Below are 16,985 nucleotides of genomic sequence, written 5' to 3'. Positions count from 1 at the left end.
CGTCTCTAGTTTTTATCTCTGGTATGCTCAACAACTGAACTTAACTTCCATTCTCCATTCCCAGTTAGTTCCAAAACCTGTTGATGATACATGAATAATGAGGAACGATGACCCACACTTATATATGTAATGGAAGTCTCTTGTAAATGTTGGTAGAGTAAAGCTTCATTTTTGGCATCTAAAGCACTGGTCGATTCGTCTAAAATAGCGTATTTTGGTTGATTGATGAACAAACGAGCAAAGGCTAAACGTTGTTGTTCTCCTAAAGATAGTACATTTGTCCAATCGATAACAGCCTCTAAACCTCCAAACCGCGTCACTAAATCTGCTAGATTAACTTGTTGGAGAACCTTTAAAATTTGTTCATCTGACAGCTTTTTTTCGGAGCTAGGATAGAGTAATTGCTGACGTAGTGATCCCAAAATCATGTAGGGACGTTGGGGTAAAAATAGCATTTGTTCTCTTGAAGGTCGTTCAATAATTCCTGTCCCCGAAGTCCATAAACCCGCTAAAGCTCGCAATAGGGAACTTTTTCCCACTCCACTGGCTCCAATAATTAATAATCCTTGACCAGATACAATAGCAACCGATAAATCTTTAACCAAAATCGTTTGATAGTCTGGGGTTTGTAGCGTCAAATCTTTTAAAGCTAAATGAGAATCTTCAATGATTTCAATTCTTGTATTATTGAGATCAGGTTCCGTGATAAAGCGAGACATTGTATCTAAACGTGTGATACCAGCCGCAAAAGCACTTAATTCATCAAATTGAGTGATTAATAAGGCTAAAGCAATTAAAATACTTCTAAAAGCGACTCCGGCTTTAGAAAATTCTCCAATTTCTAATTCACCCGACAAAATACGCGGAGCGAGAATCAATCCTGGTAAAATAAAAGTAATATATTGATAGCCATTCTGAAATAGATTTAGGTTCAATTGCCAGCGTATCAGATGGTTAAAATTCTGAAAAACCCTGAAAAATCGCTGTTGAATTTGCTCTTGTTCTTGCCCTTGACCTTGATAAAAAGCGATCGCTTCAGCATTTTCCCGAATCCGAACTAAACCAAAGCGAAAATCTGCTTCACGTTTAAGTTGTTCTAAATTAATGCTAATAAAAATACGTCCAAAAACAATCATTGTTAAAACTGTACCCACCACTGCATAAATAATTAGAAAAATCATTAAAAGCTTAGAAATTGACCACAGTAACCCAGTAAATCCAATTAACTGTAAAACTGCATCCAATAAAATAATTACAAAATTTAAAGACTGCTGAGTAAAGGTTTTAACATCTTCTGCAATTCTTTGATCAGGATTATCAATTTCTTTCCTAAAACTCATCTGATAAAAAGACTGCCCACTGAGATAACTTGTGATAAAATAATCCGTTAACCAGCGTCGCCAATATAGACCTAAACTCGCTTGTAGATAAATTTTATAAGACAATAAAGGAACCCCAATCACAATCATTCCTAAGAAAACAAACACCGCTTGCATAAACCGTTCAGAGTCTTGAGCGGTTAGTGCTGAAGTCACTTCACCTAAAAAAATACTTAATAATAATAACAAAACTGTACTAATTAATGACAAGAAAATAAGTAGAATAAAAAGCCCGATCGCTTGCCATTTTTCCGAGGAAAACCAGTAGATTTTAGAAATTTTCCAATATTTTTGCCATAATTGAGGCTCAAATTGCTTCATTTTTAATTTTTACGATAATTAGTGGCTGAACTTAAAAACCAACGGTGATCCTCGGTTAGTTCTAACACTTGTTGATGATACTTTAAAAGTGTAGAACGATGACCAACACTAACAAAAGTTACGGTAGTTTCGAGCAGTTGTTGATACAGTAATGATTCATGATGAACATCTAAAGCACTTGTCGCTTCATCTAATATTGCATAGATTGGACTAGAGATCAAAAGTCTGATCATAGCTAATCTTTGTTGTTCTCCAAGTGAAAGAACTTTTGACCAATCTTCAACACAATCTAAGGTATCATAACGACTAACTAAATGAGCTAAATTAACTTGTTCTAGTTTTTGTAATAATTGTTGATCATCGATAACTAACTGATGATTAGGATATAATAATTGTTGACGTAATGAACCTAGAATCATGTAAGGTTTTTGTGGTAAAAATAACATTTTTTCTCTTGAGGGTCGCTCAATGATTCCAGTTCCCGAATTCCACAAACTCGCTATAGCTCTTAGTAAAGAACTTTTTCCAACTCCACTGGGACCAACAATTAAGAGCGATCGATTAACCGAAATAGTTAGAGATAATTCTTTAACTAAACTCCTTTGATGATCTGGGGTTTGTAAGGTGATATTTATTAAGTTTAATTCAGGTTTTTCTTTTAATTCAATAGTCGAATTATTAGAAATTGTAGCTGTTTTCATAGCTTGTGTAAGTATCCCCAAACGTCTAGCACTTGCTGTCATTAAACTGAGTTTATCAAATTGATTGATCACTAAACCAAGAGCAAAACCAATTCGCTCAAATGCTGCTTGAGACTGGGAGACGGCACCAATTTCTAATTCACCAGAAAAAATACGCGGAGCTAAAACAATAAACGGCAAAATAAAGTTAATATACTGATAGCCATTTTGAAATACATTAAGATTAAATTGCCAATTAATTAAGCGTTTAAAATTTCCGAAAACTTTCCTAAATTTATTTTTAACTTGATGAGTTTCTTCTATTTGTCCTTGATAAAATGCTATTGCTTCGGCATTTTCTCGCACTCTAATTAAACCAAAGCGGAAGTTTCCCTCTTTTTTAAACTGCTCATAATTAAGATGAGTTAGAACTTTGCCAAATACCAAAAAAGTCACCATTGAGCCGACTACAGCATAGACAATTAAAAAAAACATTAATGGTTTAGAAATGACCCAGAGAACCGCCATAAAACCAATTAACTGAAGCATTGAATCGAGGAAAATACCGAAAAAATAAAGTAATTGCTGAGTAAAAATCTTAATATCTTCGGCTAGACGTTGATCAGGATTATCAATTTCCGCTTTTTGACTAATTTGATAAAAAGTTTGTTGAGCAAAATATTGATTGAGAAAATAATCGGTTAGCCAACGTCGCCAATTAAGACTAAGCTTTCCTTGTATGTAACTATTAAATGAGAGCAAAGGAATACCCATCACAATTAAGCCAAAAAATAGCCAGATTGCCTCGATAAATCTTTGGGAATCTTTGGCGGCTAAAGATGAGATAATTTCGCCTCGTTGTATACTTTCGATGACTAAAAAGCTACTACTTCCCAAGGACAAAAGTAGTAATAGAAACAGAAGTCCTCTAGCTTGCCATTTTTCCTCTCTAAACCAATAAAGCCTGGCTACTTTCCATAAGTGTAGCCAAGAGCGATCGGAACGATTTAACATAAATGATTCTTGTATAAACGATTGTAATCGGGTTGATGTTCCAGAGTATAATTTATTGGACAATTCTGCCCGCTTTCAGCTATGTTAGAAGAGTGCGGCTCCGGAACGGAAACTCAGCAGCGTATTTTGTCAAACCGTTATTAACTTTCATTATGAATAGTTCCGAAAAAACAGTCAACTTAATAATTAGTTTTGACTACTTTAGCTTGGATGACGAACAAAGATTAATCATCCAACAACGCACAGGAGAAATTAGAGAGCGTTTGCGTCGCTCGGCGCAAGATATTTGGGAAATCGGACAAAAGTTAGCTGATGTACGTTCTCGCCTCAAACATGGTCAGTTTGATATCTGGTTAAAAGCTGAGTTTGGTTGGAGCCGTCGCACTGCCTACAATTTTATCAGTGTTTATGAAACTTTTGGAGAACGAGCAACTTTAGCTCAAGTTGATATTGCTACTTCTGCTCTTTATCTTTTAGCGGCTCCCTCTACTTCTCAAAAAGTCCGCGATGAATTTATAGAAAAAGCTAAAGTCGGTGAAAGTGTGACTCACAAAGAGTTACGCGAGATTATTCAAAAAGAAAAAATTCAGCCTTCTTCTCGGATTGAAGAAACTGCACCAGAGAAAAAAACAGAAATTGTGGCTATTATACCACAAAGCATCGAAAAATTAGCGATTGAGGACAAAATCGAGCCAGTTTATGCCATAGAAACACCAAAAACTGATCAATTACAACTAGGATGGTACCGGTTAGGTCAGCAGCATTTATTATTCTATGGTGATACGGCTTCCTCTCGTTTTGCTGAAAAAATTCCCTATGCTTCTCTGGCGATCGCAATTACAAACGACGACTGGGATCATGACTGGTTAGTCGAACGCGCTAAAACGGTGATTATTTTTCCTGAAGCTGATCTGAGCCTACGAAATATTGGACAATTACTCGATATGTTTTCTCATCCTAAAGACTCGGTTATTTTTCCCTGGTTGCCAAATGCAGAATTACTAATTGTTGCTGATCAGTTACAACGCAAAATTTATGCAGGTGATCCGAATATAGAGCGATGTCACCAAGCAGCGATTCAGTTAGGTCTACCCATAGAGCCACTTAAATTGTAAAGGATATTTAAAGATGAATTTAACCGATTGTCGTTTCTGCTCGGAGGTTTCTAAAAACAATGGTGAAGATCCGATCGGTACAGCAGGAACTTATGAGCATTGGCTGATTCTGGAGTTAAAACAGCCTTGGTCACCGATGATCTGGGTAGATGATCCCAGAGTCAAGTCTTTAGTTGATTTGATGAAAAAGTTGATTCTGTGGCGCGGTTTTAATATTAGAGTTTTGGCGATCGCTCCAGATCCAGAATACTCCATCACAGGTTATGCTCGTCTTTTTTATTATCGTCGTCCCTCTCGTTTTTTTAGTGAGTTTAACAAACAAGAATTTTTAGTCCCAGAGTCAAATTTAATTTCTCTGGCGACTGCCTTACTCAAAAATAATACAAAAGTACTAAATAATTTTGAGCAATATCGGCAAGACACTAATCATATTAGAGACATTCTCGTTTGTACTCACGCTAATGTAGATGTTGCTTGTGGTCGTTTTGGTTATCCGATCTATAAACAATTACGCTCTAAATATGCTGCTCATTCTAACGGACAACTCAGAGTATGGCGATGTAGTCACTTTGGGGGACATCAATTTGCACCCACCTTTATTGATTTACCTCAAGGACATTACTGGGGCCATGTCGAACCAGAAATACTAGATCTGATCATCCATCGTACAGGATCGGTGTCAGATCTCGGTCGATTTTATCGTGGATGGTCAGGTTTAAAACCATTAGAGCAAATTGTAGAACGGGAAATCTGGATTAAAGAAGGTTGGGACTGGCTAAAATATGCTAAATCTGGACGTATTTTAGAAATTAAAGGTAGGGGGATTATTAAACATCTTTATCCAGTTTTACAATCTATTCCGATTCAACCGTTACAAATTCTTTTTGAGCGATGGGCTAAGAACAATATTACTCAAGCTAAAATCCGTATTGAGTGTAAAACTTCAGATCAGCGAATTTTTAAAGCTTATGAAGCAATTGTTGAACGCCAAGAACCCGTAATAAGTGCGGCTCATTCGGCACAGGAAATACACTTAAAACCTGTGCAGCAATATCGAGTCAGCCATTTAACAAAAATCAACGGATGATTATTCTTGGGTTGCTGCGATCGCTAGTCTGGCTCCAGGAACTTGACGCAACAGATCCATTACTTTAACCACTTGACCATGCTCAACACTTTTATCAGCATTAATCACGACTAAGGATTCACTTCCAGGTTGAATTAAACTGCCTAAAGTACTTTTAAGATTGTCTAATTGAGTCGGCTGACGATCGACAAATAGATCTCCATCTGCTTCAACAGTGACACTAATTTGAGTTTCTTGTTTAACTTCTACCGTTTGGGCCGAGGGTAAATTGACAGGTAAACTCGCAGAACGGTTTAGATTTAATGAAGATATGATGAAAAAAGTCAAAATAGCGAAAATTACATCAATCATTGGCACAATATTAATTTCGCCAAGTTGCTCGCTTTCTTCTTCAGGGAGACGCATTAACTTTTACTCCTCTTTCATATAAACGACGATATAGTAGTTCTAACTGTCCACAATATTCTTGAATCAGAGCCAATTGACGAATGTAAAAGCCACGAAAAGCACTAGCAAAAAGTAGAGCCGCCAGAGCAACCACTATTCCCATCGCCGTAGAAACTAAAGCTTCACTGATCCCGGCTGTAACTCCTGTCGTGCTAGTTCCCCCTACATCTCCGATCTTTAATGATGAAAATGAGCGAATCAATCCTAAAACAGTTCCTAATAGACCGAGTAGGGGCGAAGCAGTAATAATCGTTTGGAAAAATGTATTAAAACGCTTTAATCCTGGTAATTCTGCTTGGGTTGCCGTTTCTAGGGCTAAACGAAATTCGGTAGGTGTCGGTTCTTCTAAAGCCAACGCTTCTAAAAAAATTCGAGCTACGGGTAAATCAGCATTTTGTTTAAGTTTTCTAATGGTGGCTATGATGTCTGAACGATACAATCTTAAAACTTCTGTGATTACTTGTTGCTGTCGAGACTGTATCTTAAGCCAAAACCAGATACGCTCAATAACTAAAGCAATTCCAATGACCGAAAAAGCCAATAGAGGCCAGGCGACGATTCCCGCCGTTTCAATTAACTTAGCAAGTGCCATGAATGATTCGCTAAACTTTTTTGCAACTATTCTCGTTCATATTCTACAATACATTGGTTACTTCATTGATATTGATTGTCAATAAAGTTTAAGAAGGGTTGAAAGATTCATTTTAATCTTAAATGTTATAATCACAATGAAAGCAATGTTTGACGATAATTCTAAAATATTTCTAAATATAGATTGTCAAATAAATATGGGCTAATGCTATTTGAAAGTTCAGGAAATTGCATTTAATCATCTGCTATGATTGACGATAACTGAAAGAATTTATCAATAGCTTGGCTTTGGTTGAGGATTTAGCGTGGGAGGGGAGTAAAAAATGTCCAATTCAAACTTTTGTAGCCAACAGCGTCAACAAGAAGAACACAAAAGTCGTAAATTATTGGCGATCGGTTTGTTTAGTTCAATTGTATTGCATGGTGCGATTAGCTCGGCAGCCATGCGGTTTAACGAAGAACCAAAAGAAACAAAAAAACCTATTGAATTAATCATCGTAGACGCGCCAAAGCCAGTACCAGAAGTCATCAAGCCAAAACCAGAACCTCAAAAACAGGTCAAAGTCATCCCACCACCGCCTATACCAGAACCTCAAAAGGTCAAAGTTACCCCACCACCGATCCCAGAACCCCAACCCACAAAAACTCAACCAGCCAAACCTAAAATAGAAAATAGACAAACTCCTGCGAGATCTGCTCAACCTCGTCGTGTCGCTAGAGTAGCTCCCAAACCTCAAGCAATCAAACCCCAAACAATCACACCGCCGAGTCCCGATGTTCAACCCAGTCCAGTACAGCCTTCTCGACCCTCAGTTAATCCTACACCAATCACCAATACACAACCTCAACAGCAGGTCTTAACGGGTTCTAATTCATCGGGTACTAAAGTTTCTGTTCCTGATACGCCGCCATCTGGGACAGGAAATAATGGCTCATTTAGTGGTAGCTCCCAGTCGATATCAGGTTTAGGGAGTTCGCAAGGTAGCAATTCACAAGGTACAGGGGATGGTACAGGAGGTTCTAATTCTGGCTCATCTACTCCTGTCGCGGCTCGTCCCACACCTAAACCCACTCCAAAAGCTAGACAAGCCCTTAAATGTGTACGCGGCTGTAAAGTAGCTTATCCTTCGGTACTCAATGGAGTAGAAGGAAGTGCCTCAGTAAAAGTTACAGTTGATAGTAGTGGTAATGTAGTTAATGCTGATCTAGCCAGAAGTCATAGTAACAGTCAAATTAATGAACAAGCGATTATCGCGGCTCAAAAAATGAAGTTTGCGCCTCGCTCAGGTGAGAGTACTGCATCTGTTAGAGTAACTATTAATTTTACGGTTGCAGGATCAGACTTTGAGCGACAAGCTAGAGAAAGACAACAACAAAACGAACGCCAACGCCAAGCTAGAGAACAACAGCAACAACAAGAACGCCAAGCCAGAGAACAACAAGAACGCCAGCAACAGCTAGAACGCCAAGCTAGAGAACGCCAGCAACAGCAAGCACAACCATCACCAGAACCAACTACAGAGGCAATACCGACACCGAGCGTTCCCGATACACCCGAATTGTAGAAAAACCCACTATATAATGTTGTTACAAAAAATAAATTTACACTTTAGTTAAAGAAATTGATTCAAAAGCTTAAATGAGTTGTTATTGAAGTCAGTAAAAACGATCGCATTGACTCGATAAAAAAGTGATCCCCTTCAAACATTTGTAGGGAAAAAGCTTGTAAGGTTTGTATTTGCCATGCTTGTAAATCCTCTGTTGTTACTTCAGTATCCTGTAAACCGCCGAAAACAGCGATCGGACAATCTAACGAACTAGCATCAGTATATTTGTACGTCTCCAACATCTCAAAATCGGCTCGGAGTGCGGGTAAAACTAATTCCATCAATTCTGCATTTTCTAAAACTGCTTCGGGTGTTCCATTGAGGCGACGTATTTCTGCGATAAATTCAGGTTCAGGTAAGTTATAAATCGGAGGATTTGGATCACGAAGTTGAGGCGCACGACAGCCAGATACTAACAAATGTACTGGTTTTATTTTATATTTTTGGCTTAAGTTACGGGTTAACTCAAAACTAATCATTGCTCCCATACTATGCCCAAAAAAAGCAAAAGGTCGATTCAGATGGGGTACGATCGCAGTTTCTAAAGTTTGAACTAAAGAATCTAAATTAGTAAAAGGCTTTTCTGTCCATCGTTTGCCCCTTCCGGGTAGTTCTAGGGGACAAAGTTCAATAAAACTGGGTAAATGATTTAACCAAGGACGAAAGACCCACGCAGATCCACCCGCATAAGGAAAACAAAATAACCTGAGTTTAGCGTTTGGATTAGGTTTAGGGCAAGTTACCCAAAGCTTTGTGTCTAACATCATTTTTATCTCATTTTAGCGGGTTGTATCAAAGGTATAACCCAACTTCCTAAAATCTAAAACATCTGCGGGAGTGACTACAAGTGCCGATGAGGGTTTAGGGAGTAAAGTAACAATATTATCAATTCCATAATTTCCAGGTTGAGACAGTCCACCATCCCAAGGCCACATCGGATCATGTAAATTGTGTCCCCAAGGCATTCCACTAGAGGGATAAAAAGTTTCTCCTGTATGTCCTTGATCTTGCCATTGCGCCCACAAGCGATCGACATTAGCATGATTTAACCAGAAAATCGGATCATAAGGAGAAGAGGGAATACTATCCATTGTGCCGAGAATCTTGGTTTGATGGGGCTGACCGTGTGAGGGATGAATGTCATCGACTAGACTACCACCTATCACGGAATGAGCATAGGCGTGCAGTGTCCAGCCTTCCTCCCATTGATTTTTCGCGTTCAAGATCATTGCTCCTTCAATTAGGGCGTTGAAAATTTCATAATTGTTATAGCGGAACAATTGTTCTACTTCAGCTTTGGGTAAAAAATAGCGATCGTGTGGTGGCAAACCAATAAATCGAATCAGTTTAGTACCCATTGAAGTCATTGTAATTGGATCAAAATGAATTTTGTCATTCAGTGTCCAATCAGCAAACAGTCCAGATGTGACCGTTCCCCCTGTAAAGCTTCCTGCTTCGAGAATATTGACCGTTTCTCCTTGACCTGATGGCCCTAAAAAGTCATCTTGAAGAATCATTTTAAGAGCGTTAGGCTCTGTCCAATCCCAATAGGGAACCGTTACACTCGGATCGATTTTTTGTAAAGCTTGTTCAAATTCGTATAAATATTGACGGTGCCAAGGTAAAAAAGCGGGTTGACTGTGGGCAGGGTTGCCTTGTGCGGGGCCTGTTGCGCCCAATTTTTTCCGAAAACCCATCGTTAATACGTGTTGTAGGACAAACAGATCATATTGACTAAGTTGACTGCCTTCGGGAATCGTATTTTTAAGGGTTTTTAAGGCGTTGACAAAAGCGGCTTTTTCTGGTGGGGTGAGATCGACAACATTTTTACGAATTTTGAGGTTAGCCTGAGTTACAGGTTGGGGATAGACGGGGCTAGGAACAGGGGCTTCTATTGACGGCAGATGATAGGATGTTGAATTAAATTGATCTTGGACTAAAAAAATGATTAAAATAACGAGTGCCATTAAAGGCAAAAATAAGAATTTTTTGAAGTTTTTAGGGAATTTCATTCGTGTCTAGAAAATGGACAACTTTTTAATTTTTGGTGATTTGGTTCAATTAACTGTAAACGACTGTTAGCAAATTTATCAAGAGTATCGATCGCTTTATTTTTCTCAAAACGTAAGCTTCCTTCATCATCGCCGCCAAATTTCTCACAGACGGAACGGTGAGCGTTCATCAAATCAAAATAAGCTGCGATAAACTGATGATGTTGGGGTTGTATTTCAATGGGTAACGACGCAAAAACAGGGCGTAATCTTTTCCAAAGTTGGATTAATGAAGCGTGTTCCCAACACATCAAACCACTGAAATTTGTTGATTGCACATAGGGTGGGGTCATCGTTTGACGGACATAATTATAGTCTTGTTTAGTAAAACTGCCCGCGAGTTCCATCGCCGCACTTGAAGCCAGCATCATCTCAGTAGCGGTTTTTAATTCGATTTGAGCTTGAGTGATATTATCTAAAGCAATATGAATTTCAAAACGGCGTAAACAAATAATCAGTCCTTGGATATTTATAAAAAATGACCAGTGAAAACCTTTCCAAATTTGTAACGGCTCAATCATTGTCTTCCTCTAAATGCAACTCGAAAACTCTAACCAGCAAATGAACATAACTCACAAAACCCTGTTTTTGTAGTTCGATTTGAGTCGGATCTAACCCATGATATTGAGCATTCAGGATGAGCAAAGTTTGATAGGCAACCAGGATACTTCTGACTAAACAAATAGCCGTATTTTCGGTTTGAATATGGCTAATTTCAAAATATTGATCAAAATCTTTGACTTCCCAAGTTTCGAGGGCTGTTTTAGTCGAAGTTGGCTCGACTGGGTATCCCTCTATTCTACCAAGTCTGTCTAATGTTTCCTCAATAATTTTAAGTGCCGTAGCAGGCGATGATTGTTTGAGGGCTGCCAATAACTGATTTAAGGATTGACTAATTATAATTTGGTCAGTTTCACTCAGTTTTTGCTCAATGGGTAAATCCCAAGGAACCAGCAACTCAAGATGAGGAGGGTTGGGATCATTTTCATTCATGTATAGTTAGTACAGATATATTAGCCAAAACTTCTATTATGAATTAGAAGATTCTGCCATTTTTTGACGTAGACTCAGGGGACGCATATCTGTCCAAACTTCTTTAATATAGTCAAGACAGTCTTGTTTTAAACCACTTTTGCCGACTTCTCGCCATCCTGGGGGAATTTCTCGATAATCTGGCCAGATGGAATATTGTTCTTCGTCATTGACAACAACTCGGTAGATAGTGGTGTCTTCTGTGTCATTGGGCATTTGGATTCGCCTCTTAAATTGCTATAGTTTTTATTTTAAGGGTATCTAGACGATCGCTCAAGTTCTTTTAGCGGATTATTCCTGCTGTTTGTAATTCTTGTGCGCTATCTCTAAAGGATTGGATAATATATTCGATATCTTCCTGACTATGGGCAGTTGATAAGAAACCTCCTTTATCACCGATGCGGAGATGAATACCGCGATTGAGTAGATGATATGATAAGAGCGTGAGAGCCATAGGAGAAACCTCACTTCTAGAGGCAGCAACGGCAAAAAATGAACCAAAATGAGTAAACTGTATGGGAATATTATCCTGTTCCATGTGATGATTTAACGCTTTAACCAGTTGTGCGGTGCGTTGGTTTAATTGTTCATAAAGGGTTACTCCTTGTTCTTTGATGTGTTGTAAAACCGCTTTGGCAGTGGCTAAAGATAAAGGATGTTTACAAAAAGTGCCAGCAAAAAAGGTAGTTTGGACTTGAGGAACAGACTGATCCCCAAAATTCCATAGACCTCCATCAATGCGATCCATATATTGACTTTGGCCAGCGATAATCGACATGGGCAAGCCACCACCCACAATCTTACTATAGGTGACAAGATCGGCTTGAATCTTAAACCATGCTTGCGCCCCACCTGAATGAATCCGAAACCCTGTGACCATTTCATCAAAAATCAGGACAATTCCGCATTTTTGGGTCATTTCTCTGATTTTTTGCAAAAATTCGGTCGGTTGTAATTCAGGGCAACGACTTTGTACGGGTTCCACTAAAACGGCGGCTATTTCGTTTCGATGTTGGTGAATAATGTTTAAAGATTGTGCGTTGTCATACTCTAATACTAAAACGTCTTGGGCCAGATGTGCAGGAATGCCTAATGCCGCAGGAACCGCACGAGGGTTAAGATTTGCGTTTAAGGTTGACTGGAGGGGACGAGTTAGACTTTTTAGCCAATTTTTGCGCTCAATGATTCGATTGACGGCTTTTTTAGCATATTCTGTCAGTGTAGCCCGCATTAAGGTTTGATCACTGTGACCGTGATAGGAATTCGTGAATATAACGATTTTATTACGGTTGGTGGCGGTTCGGGCAATCCGAATAGCGGTCATTATTGCTTCTGTCCCCGTATTACTAAAGGTGACTCGTTCCATTCCCGTTAGTTCGCTGATTAATTGTGCGACTTCTCCTGCTAACTGGTTTTGGGGGCCAATCTGAAATCCTTTTTCGAGTTGTTCTATAATTGCTTGTTGGATAAAGGGTGGATTGTGACCAAATAGATTGATCCCTAATCCCATTAAAATATCAATATATTCGTTGCCGTCAAGATCCCACAACCGAGAACCGTTAGAGCGTTCAATGACAACAGGATAGCAAATTTCTTTGATTTCTTTTGAAAAAGAAAAGCCTATAGAACTTTTATCGGCTAAGATGGGTCGATACTGTTGGGCATACTGTTTAGAACGTTGAGTCCGTTGGAGATAGCGTTCACTTAAAACAGCTAGATGTTCTTGCTGTAAGTCGCTTTTGTCTTGTTTGAGTTGCATAATGATTAATGAGAAGTTTTAGAGCGATCGGGTTTACGACAGATAAAATAGGCTGAATGATTATCATCAACATGGGAACTACCTTCTAAGGTGCGGATCTCAACGTCTGTAAATCCGACTGCTTCTAATGTTGATTGAATTTCAGAACATGAATAGCCTTTAATGTGATAAGTCATTTCTGTAGACGGCCAGTTTTTTTCCCATTGTGAAAACCTAGCTAATAATTTAAGGCGAAATCGGGTCAAAATTCTCAGGCTTAATAATTTATACAGTAATCCTCTAAAATAGCCAAAAACAGTCCGATGATTGTTGCTCTTACGGAACAGAATTACCTTAAAATATCCTGTGTTGTCTTGTTGATGATAATTAGAAACGATCGCCCAAGCATAATTTGATTCAATTTCTCCTTCTGCGATACTTCCTCTCCACCATTTCGCCATCTGCGTCGGGTGATTTAAGTCGAATAAAAATAGTCCATTTTCTTTTAAAGCGGTGTAAACTTGACCAAAAACCTGTTTAAGATCTTCTATACTCATCAAATGATTGAGGGATGCACTGGTAGAAATCACTGCATCAAAGTGATTAGATAGTTCAAATGTACGAGCATCACCCAGTATAAATTCAGCTTGGGGCGCATTGACAGACGCATAGGCTAACATTGCTTCTGAACCATCTAGTCCAGTAACGTGATATCCTTCGCAGATGAGCAGTTGGGTTAAATTCCCTGTTCCACAACAAAGATCGAGAATTTTCGCGCTTTGGGGAAGTTTGGGTAAAAGTAAGATTTCGAGAGGTTTTAGTTGTTGTTGACTATATTCTGGCCCCATAGTTTGGTTATATAACCAAGCCCAGGTATCATATTCTTGATAGCGATTGGTTTCTAGCATGATTTAGGGATGTGATAATAGAGGTGATGGAGCGTCTAATAATCCACTCCGAATCAGATAGGATAGATAAGTCTTGAATAAGGATCGTTCAATAGGAGGACAAGTAATGGCACTATTGATTAAACCTTTTTCAGTATTCTGACAATCAAATTTAAGCGTCAGTGATGGTTTAGTGGTTTCTGCTACAGTTTCAGGAGAAAAAAGAGAAACTAACGGATAAAGAGCGTGTTCTGGCTTGTCTTGGGCGATTTCTAGTAATTTAGCATACCATCGAGTGTAGGGGATTCGTTCGATTGTATAACCCCAGTCTCGAAGTTCTTCAAACAAGACATTAGAAGAGACAGGATAAGGGTGGATCAGATGAAAAGTTTGATTAAGATTAGATTGGGATAAATAAACGATCGCTTTACTAGCATAATCGACAGGAAGTATATCCAGCATTCTTTCGCCTTCTGGTGCGCTACATAACTGAACATAACCCATCATGAGACGATAAAGAAAGTCATTTTCATTAAATACCCCTGTTTGGCTATCTCCTGAAATGGGGCCAAGTCGATAGATACTAACGGGAATGCCTCGGTTTTTCGCTTGTCTGATTAATTGTTCGGCTACCCATTTACTTTTTGCATAACCGCCATAAGGGATCTGAGTTTCTTCAATGTTATCGCTTTCTGTAATGAGGTTTTTACTAGCATCTGCGGGAAAAACACTGACGGTAGAAATAAAGTGAACGGGTTTGAGATGAGTTTGACAAGCAAAGCGTAATATTTCTTGAGTCCCTAAGACGTTGGTTGCTTTGAGCAAAGAATAGGGCGTAGTATGATGTACCCACGCACCATTATGATAAATGAGATCGATTTTTTCTGAGAGTTCCTCAAAGTCTTTTTGAGATAATCCTAAAAGCGGTTTGGATAAATCCCCAATGAGGGGAATGATGCGATGTTTTAGGGAATTATTCCAGATTAGGTATGATTCTAGACTATTTTGGATTTTTTGCCATCCTGATTCGAGGCTTTCGGCACGAACTAAACAATAAATGCTTGCTGAGGTTTGTTTCAGGAGTTCGGAGAGTAAAAAAGCCCCTAGAAAGCCTGTCGCGCCTGTTAGCAGTATATTTATGGGAGGAGTGGAAGATTTAGAAGAGGATGGGGGTATAATTTTTGGGTCTAAGCTGGCATCGGCTTTCAAATTTTCTCGATTGCGTGAGTGATTCGTTTGATATTCTAAAAATTGAATGATTTCGGCTTTTCGTTCTTGAATTTGGGCTTTGAGTGCAGGAGTTAGTCGATTTTTGGGAGCATTACAGCGCAGTTTATCGCCTTCTACCCATAGTTTAATGTCGAGTTGACCCAGTTCGGATAAAAATTGAGTCATCGGTATCTTAAATTCTAGATTTGACATGACTTGGTTTAAGATAATTTCTTTTTGTCCGAAAAGTCTTTCACTGATTATATTTTGACTTCTACAATACTCTACCAATTGATTAGATTCAACGATCGCTTTAGAATCAGCCGTATATTGAATCGAAGTGATAAAAGATAACCAGGGTTCTTGTCCCATAGCATAAACATACACCTGTTTTGGCTGTAATTGTTGTACCAGTTGGATTGCTTTTTCGGCATTTGAACCATCGAGTCGCCTTGTTTGCGCCATTTTTCGGGGAACGGTTTCGGGTAATAATGCGCTATAGGCCCAGGTATAGGGTGCGCCCTCACATTCCATACCAATGAATAGTACATCTATATTGCCAAAAAGTTGATGTAAGCGATCGTATAGTTTTGGTTCAATATTATTAGAATCAGCAGCACAGACAATCGATTTTTCTTGTAATTGAATTAAATAGGCGGTTTTGGCCCCGATATTCAAGTCTCCGTGTTCTCCCAAAAACGGTAAACCGATAATCTGTCCTTCTGGAATTGTAATCGATTCGAGTTCATCAATTTCCCTGACATCAGAAAACCCGATTTGTTGCAAAATAAGTTTAAGAGATGGGTCAATCAGAGAACCTTTATTACTTTTAGGAACAATGACCTGTTTAATTTTATAGCGCAATTGCAGTAAGGTTTCTAACATCACATGATCTTGATGATTGTGGGTGATTAGGGCATAATCGATCGTCTCAGGTAAATTTGCATAGCTATAACGTGCCATACCTTCTGGATGTTCGTAACCAATTAAAGGATCACACAGAATGCTAACGGATTGGGTTTCAACTAAAATACAGGCATGACCAAAGTAACGAATTCTGATTTCATCTCCATGATATTTTGCTTCTCTGTGAGGCGGAATATCGGTAAAAAATGAGGCAAATAAGGATTTATCTTGAATTTCTAAAACTTGTTCAATTTCTGCAAAACTGCCCGCGTGTTCTCTCATTCTAAACAATTGATCGAAACGACGATCGCAGAATGGTCGGCAAATGTGCAAATTCTGCACGTTTGGCAGTCGAGGTGTACTCAGTACAAAAGAACGAGTATCCCCATCCCCAAGTGATAAAGCGATACTTTGTAGATTTGTTTTATAGTACAAGCTTTGATAGAAAAGTCCTTCGATGAGACGGAACGAGGGATAATGATTTAGATCATAAACTAATTCAACATATCCTTTTAAAGGTTCTGGAACTTTTGTATAAAATGGTTCAAGAGAATAGCCTGATGCTTCTTGAGTTAGTAATTGGTTGATTTCTTGTATCGCTTGAGCTAAAGTAATTAAATCTGCTTGTTCTTGCTTAGTTTTGTCTAATAAAAGCTTAATTTCGTCAACTTTACTCTCATCATAATTAATAAAAGGGCCGCCGAGCATCGCAGGATTTTTTAAAGTTGAAACGTGTACCTGTGGTGCAGCAATAAAGGATTCTAAGATTTTAAGATGAGAATGAGCCACATACATCGCTGCTGTTGCGGGTGAAATGAGATGCGGCCAAGCATACCACTGATTCCATAATGGTTCTACAATTACATTAGATTTAAGATAAACCTGATCAGACATAAGCGGATACTATAAGAGCATGGTTAA

General features: G+C 38.7%; 15 protein-coding genes. 3 read left to right on the top strand and 12 right to left on the bottom strand.

Annotation, left to right across the window (positions count from 1 at the left end; genetic code table 11):
• Positions 1–5: 5 nt before the first annotated feature.
• Both C7H19_RS17945 and C7H19_RS17940 read right to left on the bottom strand, forming a co-directional pair.
• Positions 6–1,700 carry an ABC transporter ATP-binding protein/permease gene (locus tag C7H19_RS17945; protein ID WP_106458298.1) on the bottom strand — a complete coding sequence of 565 codons (1,695 nt, stop codon included), beginning with the start codon at positions 1,698–1,700 and terminating at the stop codon, positions 6–8.
• Positions 1,701–1,702: 2 nt separating this feature from the next.
• Positions 1,703–3,394 (bottom strand): ABC transporter ATP-binding protein/permease, encoded by a 1,692-nt coding sequence (locus C7H19_RS17940; RefSeq protein ID WP_106458297.1) that lies wholly within the window; start codon positions 3,392–3,394, stop codon positions 1,703–1,705.
• Between the two features lie 152 nt (positions 3,395–3,546).
• Between C7H19_RS17940 and C7H19_RS17935 the strand changes: the two genes are divergently transcribed.
• Together C7H19_RS17935 and C7H19_RS17930 are read left to right on the top strand one after the other, a co-directional pair.
• Positions 3,547–4,509: a DUF3102 domain-containing protein gene (locus C7H19_RS17935; RefSeq protein ID WP_106458296.1), complete on the top strand. Its 963-nt coding sequence runs from the start codon at positions 3,547–3,549 to the stop codon at positions 4,507–4,509.
• A 13-nt stretch (positions 4,510–4,522) separates the two neighbouring features.
• The gene (locus tag C7H19_RS17930) at positions 4,523–5,596 is read left to right on the top strand and encodes a ferredoxin family protein (RefSeq protein WP_106458295.1); all 1,074 of its coding nucleotides are present in this window, start codon (positions 4,523–4,525) and stop codon (positions 5,594–5,596) included.
• Here C7H19_RS17930 and C7H19_RS17925 read toward each other — a convergent pair whose 3' ends face one another.
• Entirely contained in the window at positions 5,597–6,001 is a 405-nt protein-coding gene (locus C7H19_RS17925) for an ExbD/TolR family protein (protein ID WP_106458294.1), read from the bottom strand.
• Positions 5,988–6,635, bottom strand: a complete 648-nt coding sequence (locus C7H19_RS17920) for a MotA/TolQ/ExbB proton channel family protein (RefSeq protein ID WP_106458293.1) — start codon at positions 6,633–6,635, stop codon at positions 5,988–5,990. The genes C7H19_RS17925 and C7H19_RS17920 overlap by 14 nt, the downstream gene beginning before the upstream one ends.
• Before the next feature lie 322 nt (positions 6,636–6,957).
• On the opposite strand from C7H19_RS17920, the gene C7H19_RS17915 reads away from it, so the two are divergent.
• Complete coding sequence (locus C7H19_RS17915; RefSeq protein WP_106458292.1) at positions 6,958–8,199, top strand: energy transducer TonB family protein; 1,242 nt, start codon at positions 6,958–6,960, stop codon at positions 8,197–8,199.
• A gap of 62 nt (positions 8,200–8,261) precedes the next feature.
• On the opposite strand, the gene C7H19_RS17910 is transcribed toward C7H19_RS17915, so the two are convergent.
• From C7H19_RS17910 to C7H19_RS17875, 8 genes are all read right to left on the bottom strand, one after another.
• On the bottom strand, positions 8,262–9,008 hold the full coding sequence (locus C7H19_RS17910; RefSeq protein WP_219907679.1) for a thioesterase II family protein: 747 nt from the start codon (positions 9,006–9,008) through the stop codon (positions 8,262–8,264).
• 12 nt (positions 9,009–9,020) lie between these two features.
• Positions 9,021–10,253 carry a tyrosinase family protein gene (locus C7H19_RS17905; RefSeq protein WP_106458290.1) on the bottom strand — a complete coding sequence of 411 codons (1,233 nt, stop codon included), beginning with the start codon at positions 10,251–10,253 and terminating at the stop codon, positions 9,021–9,023.
• On the bottom strand, positions 10,250–10,813 hold the full coding sequence (locus tag C7H19_RS17900; protein WP_106458289.1) for a siderophore biosynthesis protein: 564 nt from the start codon (positions 10,811–10,813) through the stop codon (positions 10,250–10,252). Before C7H19_RS17900 ends, C7H19_RS17905 begins: the two co-directional genes overlap by 4 nt.
• Complete coding sequence (locus C7H19_RS17895) at positions 10,806–11,285, bottom strand: hypothetical protein (protein ID WP_106458288.1); 480 nt, start codon at positions 11,283–11,285, stop codon at positions 10,806–10,808. Before C7H19_RS17895 ends, C7H19_RS17900 begins: the two co-directional genes overlap by 8 nt.
• Before the next feature lie 36 nt (positions 11,286–11,321).
• Complete coding sequence (locus C7H19_RS17890; RefSeq protein WP_106458287.1) at positions 11,322–11,540, bottom strand: MbtH family protein; 219 nt, start codon at positions 11,538–11,540, stop codon at positions 11,322–11,324.
• 67 nt (positions 11,541–11,607) lie between these two features.
• A complete protein-coding gene (locus C7H19_RS17885) occupies positions 11,608–13,083 on the bottom strand; it encodes an aspartate aminotransferase family protein (RefSeq protein ID WP_106458286.1) in 1,476 nt (491 codons plus the stop codon).
• 5 nt (positions 13,084–13,088) lie between these two features.
• Positions 13,089–13,970: a class I SAM-dependent methyltransferase gene (locus C7H19_RS17880; RefSeq protein WP_181280656.1), complete on the bottom strand. Its 882-nt coding sequence runs from the start codon at positions 13,968–13,970 to the stop codon at positions 13,089–13,091.
• 3 nt (positions 13,971–13,973) lie between these two features.
• Positions 13,974–16,958, bottom strand: coding sequence for a thioester reductase domain-containing protein (locus tag C7H19_RS17875; protein WP_106458285.1), 2,985 nt, complete (start codon positions 16,956–16,958; stop codon positions 13,974–13,976).
• Positions 16,959–16,985: the final 27 nt, after the last annotated feature.

The sequence above is a fragment of the Aphanothece hegewaldii CCALA 016 genome (genome assembly GCF_003007785.1).
In the GTDB taxonomy this organism is placed as follows: Bacteria; Cyanobacteriota; Cyanobacteriia; order Cyanobacteriales; family Microcystaceae; genus Chroococcus; species Chroococcus hegewaldii.
Note: the sequence above shows the minus strand (reverse complement) of the source record. Positions and strands in the feature narration are given on the sequence as shown.

Excerpts from the sequence above, each read along its gene's own strand:
- C7H19_RS17900 (WP_106458289.1), bottom strand. The coding sequence starts at position 10,813 with ATGATTGAGCCGTTACAAATTTGGAAAGGTTTTCACTGGTCATTTTTT.
- C7H19_RS17935 (WP_106458296.1), top strand. The coding sequence starts at position 3,547 with ATGAATAGTTCCGAAAAAACAGTCAACTTAATAATTAGTTTTGACTAC.
- C7H19_RS17915 (WP_106458292.1), top strand. The coding sequence starts at position 6,958 with ATGTCCAATTCAAACTTTTGTAGCCAACAGCGTCAACAAGAAGAACAC.
- C7H19_RS17895 (WP_106458288.1), bottom strand. The coding sequence starts at position 11,285 with ATGAATGAAAATGATCCCAACCCTCCTCATCTTGAGTTGCTGGTTCCT.
- C7H19_RS17920 (WP_106458293.1), bottom strand. The coding sequence starts at position 6,635 with ATGGCACTTGCTAAGTTAATTGAAACGGCGGGAATCGTCGCCTGGCCT.
- C7H19_RS17890 (WP_106458287.1), bottom strand. The coding sequence starts at position 11,540 with ATGCCCAATGACACAGAAGACACCACTATCTACCGAGTTGTTGTCAAT.
- C7H19_RS17875 (WP_106458285.1), bottom strand. The coding sequence starts at position 16,958 with ATGTCTGATCAGGTTTATCTTAAATCTAATGTAATTGTAGAACCATTA.
- C7H19_RS17925 (WP_106458294.1), bottom strand. The coding sequence starts at position 6,001 with ATGCGTCTCCCTGAAGAAGAAAGCGAGCAACTTGGCGAAATTAATATT.
- C7H19_RS17905 (WP_106458290.1), bottom strand. The coding sequence starts at position 10,253 with ATGAAATTCCCTAAAAACTTCAAAAAATTCTTATTTTTGCCTTTAATG.
- C7H19_RS17885 (WP_106458286.1), bottom strand. The coding sequence starts at position 13,083 with ATGCAACTCAAACAAGACAAAAGCGACTTACAGCAAGAACATCTAGCT.
- C7H19_RS17945 (WP_106458298.1), bottom strand. The coding sequence starts at position 1,700 with ATGAAGCAATTTGAGCCTCAATTATGGCAAAAATATTGGAAAATTTCT.
- C7H19_RS17930 (WP_106458295.1), top strand. The coding sequence starts at position 4,523 with ATGAATTTAACCGATTGTCGTTTCTGCTCGGAGGTTTCTAAAAACAAT.
- C7H19_RS17880 (WP_181280656.1), bottom strand. The coding sequence starts at position 13,970 with ATGCTAGAAACCAATCGCTATCAAGAATATGATACCTGGGCTTGGTTA.
- C7H19_RS17910 (WP_219907679.1), bottom strand. The coding sequence starts at position 9,008 with ATGATGTTAGACACAAAGCTTTGGGTAACTTGCCCTAAACCTAATCCA.
- C7H19_RS17940 (WP_106458297.1), bottom strand. The coding sequence starts at position 3,394 with ATGTTAAATCGTTCCGATCGCTCTTGGCTACACTTATGGAAAGTAGCC.